The organism is Gemmiger formicilis (genome assembly GCF_900167555.1).
Lineage (GTDB): Bacteria > Bacillota > Clostridia > Oscillospirales > Ruminococcaceae > Gemmiger > Gemmiger formicilis.
On sequence record NZ_FUYF01000032.1, the window covers coordinates 1 to 13,928 of the forward strand.

7 protein-coding genes are annotated in these 13,928 nt (G+C 61.3%); 6 read left to right on the forward strand and 1 reads right to left on the reverse strand.

The annotated features are described in order from the left end of the window. Positions 1-417: 417 nt before the first annotated feature. Positions 418-2,721, forward strand: coding sequence for a helix-turn-helix domain-containing protein (locus tag B5D32_RS13530; protein ID WP_078785506.1), 2,304 nt, complete (start codon positions 418-420; stop codon positions 2,719-2,721). Between the two features lie 63 nt (positions 2,722-2,784). On the opposite strand, the gene B5D32_RS13535 is transcribed toward B5D32_RS13530, so the two are convergent. Next, positions 2,785-6,051: a glycoside hydrolase family 2 TIM barrel-domain containing protein gene (locus B5D32_RS13535; RefSeq protein ID WP_078785507.1), complete on the reverse strand. Its 3,267-nt coding sequence runs from the start codon at positions 6,049-6,051 to the stop codon at positions 2,785-2,787. A 580-nt stretch (positions 6,052-6,631) separates the two neighbouring features. On the opposite strand from B5D32_RS13535, the gene B5D32_RS13540 reads away from it, so the two are divergent. From B5D32_RS13540 to B5D32_RS13560, 5 genes are all read left to right on the forward strand, one after another. Further along, a complete protein-coding gene (locus B5D32_RS13540; RefSeq protein WP_078785508.1) occupies positions 6,632-7,621 on the forward strand; it encodes an ABC transporter permease in 990 nt (329 codons plus the stop codon). Positions 7,622-7,640: 19 nt separating this feature from the next. Beyond that, positions 7,641-8,573, forward strand: a complete 933-nt coding sequence (locus B5D32_RS13545) for a carbohydrate ABC transporter permease (RefSeq protein WP_242943474.1) — start codon at positions 7,641-7,643, stop codon at positions 8,571-8,573. Positions 8,574-8,619: 46 nt separating this feature from the next. Next, positions 8,620-10,218: a type 2 periplasmic-binding domain-containing protein gene (locus B5D32_RS13550; RefSeq protein ID WP_078785509.1), complete on the forward strand. Its 1,599-nt coding sequence runs from the start codon at positions 8,620-8,622 to the stop codon at positions 10,216-10,218. Positions 10,219-10,276: 58 nt separating this feature from the next. Beyond that, positions 10,277-13,429: a rhamnogalacturonan lyase family protein gene (locus B5D32_RS13555; protein WP_078785510.1), complete on the forward strand. Its 3,153-nt coding sequence runs from the start codon at positions 10,277-10,279 to the stop codon at positions 13,427-13,429. 27 nt (positions 13,430-13,456) lie between these two features. Beyond that, positions 13,457-13,928, forward strand: a 472-nt coding sequence (locus tag B5D32_RS13560) for a polysaccharide deacetylase family protein (RefSeq protein WP_159447058.1), incomplete at its 3' end; no start/stop codon positions are given.

The following is a 13,928-nucleotide window of genomic DNA, read 5'->3' on the forward strand; positions in this document are numbered from 1 at the left end:
ATATTGCCCGCGCAGATGGGCAGCGCAAACAGCGCCGCGCGCCCCAGCACCGAGCCGTGGGTCATATCAATTTGTGCGGAATTTCGGTAAGCCGGCATAAGCCCCACCCCCCTTGGCAGAATTTCTTACTTACATTGTACGCGCAAACCGCAGTGACCGCAACAATCATTATCCTCTGCCGGTTTCCTGCATTTTGCCGCTGTGCCGCTTGTTTTTTGCGGAAACCACCGCAAACAATCACCCCATTTGCCATGCGGAAGCACACGTATTTTTTTGCTGTTTTGTGCAGGTTCAACAAAGGAAGCGGCGCAAAATCGGTAACATTGACAGCAAGATTTGCCGCAAAAGGGCTTGCCACTGCGGCGCAAAATGTGCTATCGTTAAAATCAAATTCAGTAAAAAGGAAGTAAAATTTGTATGCAGCAGCCTCTGACAAGACAGAACAGCACGCGCGACAAGCGCAGATACTCTGCTTATCAGAACCGTATTTTTTTCTATCTCGTGACCCTTGTCACCGCCCCGCTGCTGCTGTTGGGCGTGCTGTCCAGCGTGGTGCACTACCGGCAGACCGTCACGCGCAGCGATGCCCTGCTGGCCTCGGCGCGGGAGAATGTCGAGACGCAGATGGAAATTGCGCTGAGCAACCTGCGCGCCTACTACAGCGCGGTCGTCAGCGCGGACAATTACCAGACCCTGTGCCAAAAAACTGTGCCGCCGTACAGCGAGTACACCCTTGTGCGCAATATGCAGACCGCCATGCGCGGCGGCAATCTGGTGGATAAATATGTCGAGGGGTACACCTACATCAACCTGCGCAGCGGGTGGATTTTAAGCAACAACGGCATGTACCGGCTGGCTGATGCCGCCAACCGGGATGAGGTCGCCCACCTGCTGAGCGAATGGGCGGAGCAGCATGCCGCCATGATGTGGGTCAACCGCACCGACCAGCCCACCCCCGCGCTGGCAGACACACCGCTGAACACGGTGGATCTGACCGGCGAGCTGCTCGTGCTGCGCAGCAGCTCCTACCGCACGGGCAGCTATGCGGTGCTGATCGTCAAGCTGGATCTTTCGCCGCTGTATGAGATGACCGAGAGCTGGCAGACCGGCGGCTACAGCATTGCCGCGCGGGATTTCACCGGCAAGACCGTGCTGAGCACCTCTGCTGCGCTGACCGCCCTGCTGGACGCCGACACCCCCGCCGATGGCGGCTGCGTGCTGGGTGGCTGGCGGCTGAACAGCGGCAAGATGGGCGTGAACGGGCTGACCTACTATGCGGCGCTGCCGCAGCGCACGCTGGCGGCTACCGCCGGCATGGTGATTCTGATCGCTTTTGTGCTGGCCGGGGGACTGGTGGCGGTGCTGCTGATCTGCCGCCGATCGACCAGTGTGCTGTACGCCCCTGTGGATGATCTGATGCACGCGGCCAGCGATGTGTTCGGCCAGCCCGGCAGCGATGAGGAGGAGTTTGCCTATCTGGCCGCCGGTGTCAAGCAGGTGGCCCGGGACAAGCAGGCGATGCAAAGCCTGATGCAGCAGCAAAACCGCCGCCTGCAGCAGAGCTTTGTGGAAAATCTGATCCGCAGCGAGGTCACCGATGAGGCCGCCGGCCACACGATGCAGGAGCTGGGGCTGGCAGTCTGCCCCGCGTATCGGCTGATTGCGCTGGCGCTGGACACCCCGGCGGGCACCTCCGGCCCGGTGCGGGAGACGATGCTGCTGACCGCCATACAGACGATGCCCACCGAGCTGCTGCGCCGCTGCGCGTTCCAGCCCGTAATGCTGAACTTTACCCTGCTGCTGGTCGTGGGCGGCGAGGAGGCTGATCTGAACGAGGCCTGCCGCGTGGTATATACGGCGGCGGCGCGCAGCATCCGCACCGCGCTGGGGGTCAGCTGCCGCGCGGGCGTCAGCCGCCCCTTCCACAAGCTGCACCACATGCAGCTGGCCGCGCAGGAGGCATGGGAGGCCCTGCGCCTGCCGGAGGCCGATGCCCCCGAGGCAAGCGGGCAGATGCTGTACTACCAGCCGCCCGATGAGCAGTGCGCCCGCAACGGCTATGATACACTGCTGGAGCATGAGATCACGGCAGCCGTAACCGCCTGCAAGGCCAAGGAGGTGCGCCACCTGCTGGAGCGCTTTACCGCCAAAATGCTGGAAAAGAACATCCGCGGGTATGAGCGGCAGTTTTACATCCAGCGGCTGGTGGCGGCCATGCTGGCCGTGGCGGAAAACGCCGGGCTTTCGGTCAACCAGGTGCTGGCAGACCGGCAGGCCAACCTGTTTGAGACGATCAGCAAGATCTACACCGCCGACCAGATGCAGAATTTCCTGATGGACGAGGTGGTCGTGCCTGTTATGGACCTGCTGACGGAGTTCCGCCAGAGCAGCTCCAGCGAGCTGGTCAAGAATGTGCTGGCGCTGATCAAGCAGACGCGCGGCGACATTACGCTGAACGAGTGCGCCGACCGGCTGAACTATAACCCGAGTTATATCTGGAAGGTGCTGCGCACCGAGAAGGATACCAGCTTCAGCGATCTGGCCAACAATGAAAAGCTGGAGATGGCCAAGGAACTGCTGCTGACCAGCGACATGACGGTCGTGCAGATCGCCGAGACGCTGAACTATTCCAATGTGCAGAATTTCATCCGGTTTTTCAGTAAAAAGGTCGGCATGACCCCCGGCAAATACCGCAAGGATTACCAGAACGAGAAGAAGTGAGGGGGATTTCCCTCACCGACAGCAAAGACCGCACCCGATGCGTTTCGGGTGCGGTCTTTGCTGTTATTTGGTTTCTATGCGCAGTACATTGACCTTGTCATCGTACTGGGTGCGGGTGCCGGTGATGTAGGGGATCAGGGCATTGACCTCCATGACCAGCGCGCCCTCGGCGGTCAGATAGGGCTGGCCGTCCATCAGGTTTTCCTTGCCGTCAACCAGCAGGTGGGTGACGCCGACCTGCGCTGTCACGGTGTGCCCGCCGCTGTGCAGCGTCAGGCAGCCCCCGGCGGCGTTCCAATCATAGCGGAAGGCATCGGGGATGACCGTCTGCAGCCGCTCCAAAATGCAGAGCACCGCGCCCCAGACGCGGCCGTTCTCGTTGACGCTGCGCACGCCGCGGGTGTCCGGCTCCTGCCCGTTGACGAGGATCTTGGTGTAGCACTTGTCCTCCGGCTGATATTTCGCTGCATCGGCCTGCGGGATGGGGAGGAAGGCATCGCGGTGCTGCGGCGCACAGGCGGCATAGTCCGGCAGGCGGCAGGGCAGCGGTGCGGCTGTCAGCGGTGCGAGGTCGGCAGGCTTGCTCTGCAGCGTGATGACATTGCGGAGGCTGCCCATCACGGCGGTCAGGCGGATGGTGCCGGGCGCTGTGCCCGCACGCAGAAATACACGGTTGGTGCCGCACTCAGCATAGACATGATTTTGGTGGATGACGCTGTCATCGTGGCCGTAGCCTGCAAAGCGGCCGCTGTTGTAGCCGCCCAAAAACTGCGCGGGGCCGTCCAATGTGAAGTCGATGCGCGCATCGCAGAGCGGGCAGCCCCGCCCGGCGCTGTCCTGCACGGCAATATCGACATAGGCGATGTCGGCCCCGTCGGCGGCAAGGCCGCCCGGTGCGGTGTGCAGCGTCAGCCGCAGGTCGGCGGGGCTGTCGGCGGTTTCCAGCCGGTCAGACGCGGCGGGTGTGCCGTCATAGCCGTAGCCCACGGCCTCGACCCAGCCGGATTGGGTCACATCCACACCGGGGAAGGCGAACACAAAGGTGTTTTGCGGCTTGTCGCACCGCCCGACACGGCGCCCGTTGACGAGCAGCTCGACCGCGGCAACAGGGTAGCTTGCCACCACATACACCGTCTTATGGTGCGGGTCGCGGGTGTGCCAGACGCCGGTGCCCTCCCAATAGGTGCCGTTAAAGCGCTTTTCTTCATAGCGATAGTTGGCAGCGGTGGGGGCGGGGTAGTTCCAGTGGCCGATGATCTTGACGGCGGGGGCCTCGCTCTGCATAACGCGGAAGCAGTCAAAGCTCTGCTTTTTGGTTCGGCAGGGATCGACGCGGCCGCTCATGCGGGCGTTTTCGCTGTAGGACTGGCGGCCATGCTGGGCAGAGTCCGTCCAGCAGAGCGCCGCACAGGCGCTGTAGTAGTTCTTGCCGGAGGCACCGCCCATCCGATCGTTGAAAAACTCGGCGTAGCCGCGCGCGTTTTCAAGCGCGAGATCTTCACTGGTCAGATCGTAGAAGTCGTACCCAACAGCTTTTTTGCCGCCCTTGCCGACCCAGCGGTTGCGGTAGTCGAAATCCGGCGGGGTGAAGTCGTCCCAGATGCGGCGGGGGGCCTCCTCGCGGCTGTACTCGGTCTCGGTGACGGGGCCGTGCTGCGACAAAAAGCGGGCGGCGTGGCGGTTCAGCATCGTGCCGACATACTCGCTCTCGTTGACGACCTCCTCGGTGTTCAGGGTGCGGCAGCCCATAAAACGCCCGCCGTGGGGGTCCAGCCGCTGCTTGAGCAGCCGCATCTCCCGCATGTGCTCGCGGGAGATCGAGTTGTTGCCGGCCTCCCAGAACAGAATGGACGGGTGGTTGCGGAAGGCGATGATGACATCGCGCATCAGCTCTACGCGCTGGTCCCACTGGCGGCCGAAGCTCTCCTTCTCCTTGTCACCGGCAGGCTGGGTGCAGACGATGCCGCGGCGGTCAAACGCACGGACATCGGCGGGGCTGCCCGCCACATGCATAAAGCGGATGTGGTTGGCGTTGCTCTCGCGGATGAGGGCGGCGTCCTCATCGTGCAGCCACTCGGGCGCAATGCCGATGGCCGCCCACTCGTTGGCGGCGCGCTGGGCGTAGCCGCGCAGCCACTGCACCGCGCCGTTGATGCGCAGGCCCCGGTCCTTGTCGTAGCTTACGGCGCGGAAGCCGGTCGTCAGCTGCTGGGCATCGGTCTTTTCGCCGTTTACAAACAGCTCGGCCTCCACGGTGTAGAGGTAGGGGTCGTCGATGCTCCAGAAGCGCAGCGGCAGGGTGTCGGCCCCGGCGTGCAGCACAGTGACCGCCATGGAATCCGTAGCGGTCGGTGCGGGCAGGCTTTCGTCCTCCACAGGGCGGTAATGCCCGGGCACAGCCTCATCGGGGATATAGGCGTCCGCCGGGGTGATGCTCAGCGGTGGGACGGCGCGGCCCGTGGGGGCTGCGGTGGCCGGGGCGCCGTCAAAGATGGCGGCAACGCTGCCGTCCGGGCGGCGCAGCGTGATGCGCAGCTGGGCGGAAACAGGGACCTTGCCCTCGTTGCGGATCTCGGCCTCGACCCGAATATCCGCCGTGGCGTTGTCCAAATCGAAATTCCGGCCGTAGACATAGAGGCCCTTGGTCTGCAAATTGGAGTAGAGCGGCAGCGTCAGATAGACATCGGGCTTGAAAAACACCTGCACGGGGCGGGTGATGCCGCCGACCGAGGGATTGAAGTCGTTGCAGTTCCAGAAAAAGGGGACGCCCACGCGGTCGGCGGGGACGGCCTGCTCCTGCGGAAAGAGATAGCTGCCGGGGACAGCATCGGGCTTGTTGGGGGTCTCGGCAATGCAGAACGGCGCATTGCGGGTGGCGGTGTTGTCGGTCGCAATGGCGATGAGGTTCGGCGCATCGTACCGCACATAGGGGGTAATGTCAAAGCCGAACGGCGCAACGCCGGCCTCATAGTAGCCGGCCAGCGTACCGTTTACATAGAGGTAGCAGGTCTGGCGCAGCCCCTCAAACGCAAGCAGTACCTTGTGGTTTTTGTGCCGCGCCGGAATGGTGAGGATGTTGCGGTAGAAGGCCGCCGTGCGGCGCTGGCCGCTGCCGCCGTCCTGAATGCGGTCACGGAACAGATCCTCATCATTGAAGGTGTGGGGCAGCGTGACGGGCTGCCAGTCGGTTTCCCGGTAGCCGGCCTCGTAAAAGGCGTGCCCCTCAGCGTCCCGGTGGGCGTCAACGGCCTTTGCCATGGGGAAGGTATCTGCCCGCAAAAAGTGCCAGCCGTGGTGGAAATAAAAGCTTTCGCCTTGCAGTGTAGACATAGCGTTTTCTCCCTGTCAGATGTGCTGTATACAGTTGCAGGCCCGCGATCTTATCTTTATCATACGCGCTGCCGCGGCGAAAAACAAGTGTCATTTGATGGGCAGAAGGTTTTGAAAGTGCGGTGCAGCGATAAATATCAAGATATGGAAACAGGGCCTGTTTATTGGCAGCAGGGCGGAGTGACCCAACCCCGCCGGCAAAGCGGGGCCGTTGGGGCAAGGCTGTGCGGTAAAGCCTCCGCAGTCCGTAAGGCTGCAGCAGGGTCAAGAACGCTCTTTATCAAAATGCACAAAACAGGCAGGCGCCATGTATAAAATATTCACAATTTCAACCCGAAACAGCAAACGATAGTGCCGGTAGATATAAGGATTGTTTTGTGTGTCATTCACATGGATAATCGCACTGCATCGTGAAATATAATGAAAATTTTCGCATGCTTTTGATTGTAGCCAAATCCGCAGAGCAGGGGATACAATGGAAGCAACGAAACAGCCGCCGCCGGATGACGAGGGCCCGCGATCCAGACCAAAGCACCGCGGCCGCCGGATGATGAGAACACAAAGCAAGGAGGAAACGCTTATGGCACAAACCGCTGCGGTCAAGCAGAGCAAGGCCAATGCCCGCGCCCAGAAACAGCTGGGCCACAACACATGGCGCAAGGCGTTCATGCAGCATTACTGGTTATATATCATGATGCTGCCGGCGCTGCTCTACATGATCATCTTCAATTACCTGCCGATGACGGGCCTGTATATGGCATTTACCGATTTCAGCCCTTTCAACGGTGACACGATTCTGGAATCTGTGTTCGGCAGCCCCTTTGCCGGGCTGAAGTACTTTAAAAAGCTTTTCACCGGCCCGGACTTCTGGACGCTGTTCCGCAACACGCTGTCCATCTCGCTGGCCAACCTTTTCTTCGCCTTCCCGGCCCCCATCATTCTGGCGCTGATTTTAAATGAGCTGCGCTGCAAATGGTTCAAGCGCACAGCGCAGACGCTGGTCTACATCCCCCACTTTGTCTCCATCGTCATTGTGGCGGCGCTGACTTTCCAGATGTTCTCCACCACGGACGGCGCCATCTACCATGTGCTGACCCAGATCTTCGGCGCGAATGCGCCCGACCTGCTCAGCGACCCCAAGCTCTTTCCCACGCTGATCGTCGGCCAGAATATCTGGAAAGAGACCGGCTACGGCACCATCATCTATCTAGCGGCGCTGTCCAGCGTGGATGTGCAGCTGTATGAGGCTGCCAAGATTGACGGCGCAGGCCGTTGGCAACTGATGTGGCATGTCACGCTGCCCGCCATCCGCGGCACCATTGTCCTGATGCTGATCATGAAGGTCGGCCAGCTTCTGAACACCAGCTACGAGCAGATCTTCCTGATGCAGAACTCGATGAACCGCGCAGCCTCCGATGTGTTTGACACCTATGTCTACACCAAGGGCATCACGGGCGGCCAGTACTCGCTGGCGACCGCCACCGGCCTGTTCAAGTCCACCATCAGTATGCTGATGGTCGTTACCGCCAACAAGATCGCCAAGCTGTTCGGCGAGTCCGGCCTGTACTAAAGAAGGGAGCTGTGCTACAATGACAATGCCCTTTACCCATAAGAAAGACGAGGTGCGCGCCACCGGCACGCTGGAAGCCCGCACCCCCGGCGATCAGGCTGTACAGGTTCTTTTGTATGTCATCATTGCGCTGGTGGCGCTGGCCTGTGTGCTGCCCTTCATCTATGTGGTGGCCGGCTCCTTTGCGACCGAGCGCGAGCTGACCGAGCGTCCCTTCTTCCTGATCCCGCAGGATGTATCGCTGAACGCCTACCAGTACATCCTCAAGCAGGGCGATGTGTTCCGCGGACTGAAAAATTCGGTGATCGTCACCGTGATCGGCACGCTGATCAATATGTTCGTCTCCTGCACGATCGCCTACCCGCTGTCCCGCCCCTACCTCAAGGGCCGCAACGGCTTTATCAATATGGTCATCGTCACGATGCTGTTCACCGGCGGCATGGTCCCCGCCTACATTATGGTGGTCAATGTGCTGCATCTGGGCAACACCTACTGGGCGCTCTGGCTGCCCACGGCGATGAGCGCCTTCAACATGATCATCATCAAGAACTACTTTCAGGGTATCCCCATGGAGCTGGAGGAGGCCGCCATCATTGACGGCTCCAACGATCTGATCACCTTCGTGCGCATTATCCTGCCGCTGTCCGCGCCGGTGCTGGCCTCGGTCAGCCTGTTCTACGCGGTCAGCCACTGGAACAGCTACTTCAATGCGATGCTGTACATCAACAACTCCGACATGGAGGTCATCACCATCGTGCTGCGGCGTCTGGTGTTCCTGACCACACAGGTGGCCGAGGATTCCACCTTTGACTGGGGCGCGGCCGGTATGCCGCCCATCAAGGCTGTCAAGATGGCCACCACGGTGCTGTCTACCCTGCCGATCCTCTGTATCTATCCGTTTGTGCAGAAGTTCTTTACCCAAGGTGTCATGGTCGGCTCGGTCAAGGGCTGATACCAAGCAATACAACCACTTTTATACAAAAAGGAGAAAAACGAAAATGAAAAAGGCACTTGCCCTCTCTATGGCGCTGGCGATGTCCGCCGCCATGCTCGCAGGCTGCGGCGGCTCCGCCTCCGGCAGCACCTCCGCTTCCAGCGCTGCTTCCTCTGCGGATAGCGCTGCTTCCTCTGCGGATAGCGCTGCCTCCGGCACCCCCACCGTCAGCTTTATGATCCCCGACTTCACCGGCCATGTGCTGAGCAATGAACATTCCGATGAGGTCATCGCCAAGTACGAGGCCTACACCGGCACCCATGTCGAGTGGCGCACCGAGGCCAACGACACCTACAGCGAGAAGTTCGGCCTGACCCTGATGGACAAGGACAACATGCCGATGATCCTGACCGCAACCAAGACGCTGGACCAGAACGCCAACGCAGCCGATGCTGCCAAGCGCGGCGCCTTCTGGGATCTGACCGAGTACCTGCAGGACAGCGAGGCCTACCCCAACCTGTCCCAGATCAGCCCCGATGTTCTGAAGGGCCTGACCGTGGACGGCCAGATCATCGGCATCCCCCGCTCCCGCGCCATCGGCCGCAACGGTCTGGGCTACCGCACCGACTGGGCCGAGGCCGTGGGCATCACCGAGGCCCCCAAGACGGTCGAGGATGTCTATGACATGCTCTATAAGTTCACCTATGACGATCCGGACGGCAACGGTGCCAACGACACCTACGGTCTGGAAATGTGCAAATACACCGGCCCGTGGGATATTATTCAGACATGGTTCGGCTGCGGCAACGGCTGGGTCGAGCAGGACGGCAAGCTGGTTCCCGTACACCAGACCGCTGAGTATAAGGAAGCCCTTGACTGGATGCGCAAGATCTACGCCGATGGTCTGGTCCGCCCCGACTGGGCAACTGTGGACACTGCCAACTTCCAGGTCGATAGCCAGAAGGGCGTCACCGGTGTCTTTGTCGACACGATGGACGGCACCAAGCGCATCTGGAAATACTTTGAGGACAATGCCATTGCCGATGTAAACGACGCCTCCAAGATTGCCACCATGACCTCTGTCGGCCCCATCAACGGCCACACCCTTGCCACCACCGGCTACAACGGCTTCTACCTCATCACCAAGTCCGGCGCCAAGACCGAGGAGGATGTCAAGGCCTGCCTGCACTTCCTTGACAAGATGTGCGACCCCGAGATGATGGCGCTGGCCGACTACGGCCTGAAGGACATCTGCTATGACATCAACGAAAACGGCAAGATTGTTCCCAACGGCAAGTACGACACCACCAACTGCCCGCACGCAGGTCTGAATCAGGCTGTGCCCTATGTCCCCTACCTGACTGAGCAGAACCCCGATTACCAGCTTGAAAAGGCTGACTATCAGCTGGCTTACGAGGAGAGCATTGCCAACAACGTGCAGTATGCCGTGTTCAACCCCGCGCTGGGCTACCTGACACAGTCCGACACCTACGCCGAGTGCGGCAGCGACCTTGTCCAGATTCTGGACGATGCCCGCACCCAGTATATCTGCGGCCAGATCGACGAGGCCGGTCTGCAGGCTGCCTTCGACCAGTGGAATGCCCGCGGCGGCACGCAGGTCATTGAGGAAGTCAACGCCCTGTACGCAGCAGATAAAGCCTAATTGAATGTGAGCGCCGCAGCGGATGTTGCGGCGCTCTTTTATGATGGAGGGAAAGTCCATGCAAATCTCTGTGCGCAGCCAGACGGCTGCCCAAACCACCCTTAGCTGGCAGCCGGTGGCCGGGGCCGCCCGCTACCGCATTTTGTGGAGCGACCGCTCTGGCGAGACCGTGCGGTTCAAAACGGCGGGCGAGAGCGGGGAAAGCCTTTTCACCTTCTGCCGCTCGACGCATATCCCCTATTACATCAAGGTGCAGGCGCTGGCAGAAAACGGGGCCATGCTGGAGGAAAGCACACCCGTGCAGACCCCCGTGGGCCGCGTGCTGCAGCAGCAGCTGGAGGCGCTGTCCCGCGGACTGGTGGCTGTCACGGCAAACACCGGTGTGTTTATCAGCTGGCGGCTCTTTAAAAGCGAGGTCACCGGCCACAACGCCACCGGCCTGACCGGCACCGACTTTGTGCTCTATAAAAACGGGGTCAGGCTGGCCACCGTGACCGACAGCACAAACTATCTGGACGCGCAGGGCACAAGCGGGGATACCTACGCCGTGGCCCCGCTGGTAAACGGCGTAGAAGGGCCCGCCTGCAGGGGCGTAAAGCCGTGGCAGAAGGGGTACTATGAGCTTCCGCTGCAAAAGCCGGCGGACGGCGTGACCCCGGCCGGGGAGCCCTTTGCCTACCACGCCAACGATATGAGTGTGGGTGATATTGACAATGACGGTGAGTACGAGTATTTTGTAAAGTGGGACCCTGACAATTCCCACGATGTGTCGATCAAGGGCTACACCGGGCGGTGCTTTATCGACTGCTATAAGCTGGACGGCACGCTGGTCTGGCGGCTGGACATGGGGCAGAACATCCGCGCCGGAGCGCACTACACCCAGTTTATGGTGTACGACTTCAACGGGGACGGCAGGGCCGAGATGGCTGTCAAGACCGCGCCCGGCACCGTGATGACCCGCTTTGCGCCGGACGGCACCGTGCTGTCCCGCCGGTATATCACGATGCCGCAGAAGGATCTGGACGCCGGGTACAGCCACGCGGACAACTATGTCTGCACGGCGCAGGATTACCGCCTGCATATGGCCGAGGTGTTCCGCCGCTGGCACACCCACCCCGAGGTCGTAAACGGCCGCTGGCCCGCCACGGTGGAGCAGTGCTTCGGCCTTGCGCCGCAGTACGCCTACCCCCTGTGCGAGGCTGATGCCCTTGCGCTGGCAGACTATTTCCTTGATGTGTACGCGCCGAGCCGCAGCCCCAAAAACGAGCTGCGCAGGTTCGAGGGCTTTGTCTATGACGGCCCCGAGTACCTGACGATGTTCGGCGGGGACGGCGCCGAGCTGGACACGATCGACTACCCCTACCCCCGCGTGGATGACGGCCTTTTGTGGGGCGATTATGCAATGCCCCGCATCGAGCCGTGCAACCGCGTGGACCGCTTTAACGCCGGGGTGGCCTATCTGGACGGTGAGCGCCCCTATCTGATTGCCTGCCGCGGTTACTACACCCGCGCCACGCTGGCGGCCTACGACTTTTTTGAGAACCGCTTTCACAAGGTATGGGGTATCGACTCCGGCTTTGTGCCGATGGCGAACCCCTTTAACGACAGCGGCTGCCATCTCGCTGTCGGCACCGACCCTGTGTACGGCATTCTGGCCGGGCAGGGCAACCACAGTATTTCGACTGCTGACATTGATGGGGACGGCTGCATGGAAATTGTGTACGGCGCAGCAGCCATCGACCATGACGGAAGCCTGCTCTACTCCAAATACGGCACCCTGCCGGACGGCAGGACCCGCGCCAAGTTCGGCCACGGCGATGCGATGCATGTGGCCGACATCGACCCCGACAGCCCCGGTCTGGAGATCTTCAATGTTTATGAGGAGGGCGAGCGCGCCCCCTACGGCTGGGCGCTGCGCGATGCCGAGACCGGCGATGTCCGCTTTGGCGAATATGCCGAGGAGGATCTGGGCCGCTGCATGATCGGCAAGATCGACCCGAACACCCGCGGTCTGCAGGTCTGGGTCAAGGATGTGTACGATGTAAACGGGCGCACGCTGGAGTTGCCCACCCCCGGCACCAACATGAAAATCTACTGGGCGGGCGACCTTTCCACCCAGATCACCGACGGTGCGGACTATCTGCACGGCGATCAATACGGCGTCATTAACGATCTGACCCACGGCGTCATGCTGCAGCCCGCGGGCACTGCCACCAACAACGGCACCAAGGGCAACCCCTGTCTGGTGGCCGATGTGCTGGGTGATTTCCGCGAGGAGCTGCTGGTGCGCACGGCGGATGACACCGCCATCCGCATCTACACCACCACCGATCTTACCCCCCACAAGCTGTTTACCCTGATGCACGATGCACAGTACCGCTGTGGCGTGGCATGGCAGAACAACTGCTACAACCAGCCGTGCTACCCGTCCTTTTACTATGCGAACGACATGGATTTTGCCAATGTGCTGCCGCAGCTGAACGCCAAGCCTACCCTCTGGATGGCGGGTGATTCCATCATGCAGAGCTACGCCCCCGGCGATAAGCCGGTGACAGGCTGGGGCGAGATGCTCCACACGCTGGCGCACGGTGATGCTGTATGTCAAACTGCCCACCGCGCGGACTGCCCCTTCCCGCAGGAGATGCGCTACGAGCTGCCGGGCCTTGTCATTGACAACTGCGCCATGGCGGGCCGCAGCAGCAAGACCTTCCGCGAGGAGGGGCGGCTGGACGACATTGCCGCGCATATCCGCCCCGGTGATCTGCTGGTGGTCAGCTTCGGCCATAACGATGCCAACCGCGCAAAGGCCGAGCGCTATGTCCCGGCGGATGCCTTCGGCGAGAGCCTGCGCCCCTTCTGGGACGCTGCCCGCAGCCACGGCGCAGTGTGCATCTTTGCCTCCCCCGTGGCGATGCGCGAGTTTGACGAGGCCGGTGTCTGCTACCCCTCGTTTGCCGCCTACCGCGAGGCGATGCGCGCCTTTGCCGCCGAGGTCGGCGCGCCGTTTATCGACCTTGGCGCCGCTACCGCCGCCGCCAACACCGCCTTTGGCGCTGAGCGCTGCAAGGCCCGCTATATGTGGGTGGGCGCAAAGCAGGACAACGCCCACCAGCAAAACGCCGGCGCCTGCCGCACGGCACAGGCCTTTGTGCAGCAGCTTTTGCAGGATACCACCCCGGCACTGGATGTGCTGCGGGCGAATTTCAAATAAATTTTGACAAAAAAGAAGGTTTTGTTTATGAACTACACCGAACCGAAGGTCATTTATACCTGCTTCCCCGGCGGCAAGCATAAGGTGCTGACGATGAGCTATGATGACGGCCGTTTGGAGGACCGCCGCCTTGTCGAGCTGTTCAACCGCTACGGCATCCGGGGCACCTTCAATCTGAACGGCGGCCTGCCCCGCCCCGAGCGCATCCCGGAGAGCGAGTGGGTCGAGCTGTACAAGGGCCATGAGGTCGCCTGCCATACCTACCACCACCCCACCATCTCCCGCAGCCCGCTGGACCAGACCGCCCGGCAGGTGCTGGCCGATCGTATGCAGCTTGAGGGCGTCATGGGCTACCCCGTGCGCGGCCTTGCCTACCCCAACGGCAGCTGGACACCGGAGATCGCCGCCCTGCTGCCCGCGCTGGGCATCCGCTACGCCCGCGTGGTGGGTGACACCCACGACTTTGCGATGCCCCACGATTTTATGACATGGAAAGCCA

Excerpts from the sequence above, each read along its gene's own strand:
- B5D32_RS13530 (WP_078785506.1), top strand. The coding sequence starts at position 418 with ATGCAGCAGCCTCTGACAAGACAGAACAGCACGCGCGACAAGCGCAGA.
- B5D32_RS13555 (WP_078785510.1), top strand. The coding sequence starts at position 10,277 with ATGCAAATCTCTGTGCGCAGCCAGACGGCTGCCCAAACCACCCTTAGC.
- B5D32_RS13545 (WP_242943474.1), top strand. The coding sequence starts at position 7,641 with ATGACAATGCCCTTTACCCATAAGAAAGACGAGGTGCGCGCCACCGGC.
- B5D32_RS13550 (WP_078785509.1), top strand. The coding sequence starts at position 8,620 with ATGAAAAAGGCACTTGCCCTCTCTATGGCGCTGGCGATGTCCGCCGCC.
- B5D32_RS13535 (WP_078785507.1), bottom strand. The coding sequence starts at position 6,051 with ATGTCTACACTGCAAGGCGAAAGCTTTTATTTCCACCACGGCTGGCAC.
- B5D32_RS13540 (WP_078785508.1), top strand. The coding sequence starts at position 6,632 with ATGGCACAAACCGCTGCGGTCAAGCAGAGCAAGGCCAATGCCCGCGCC.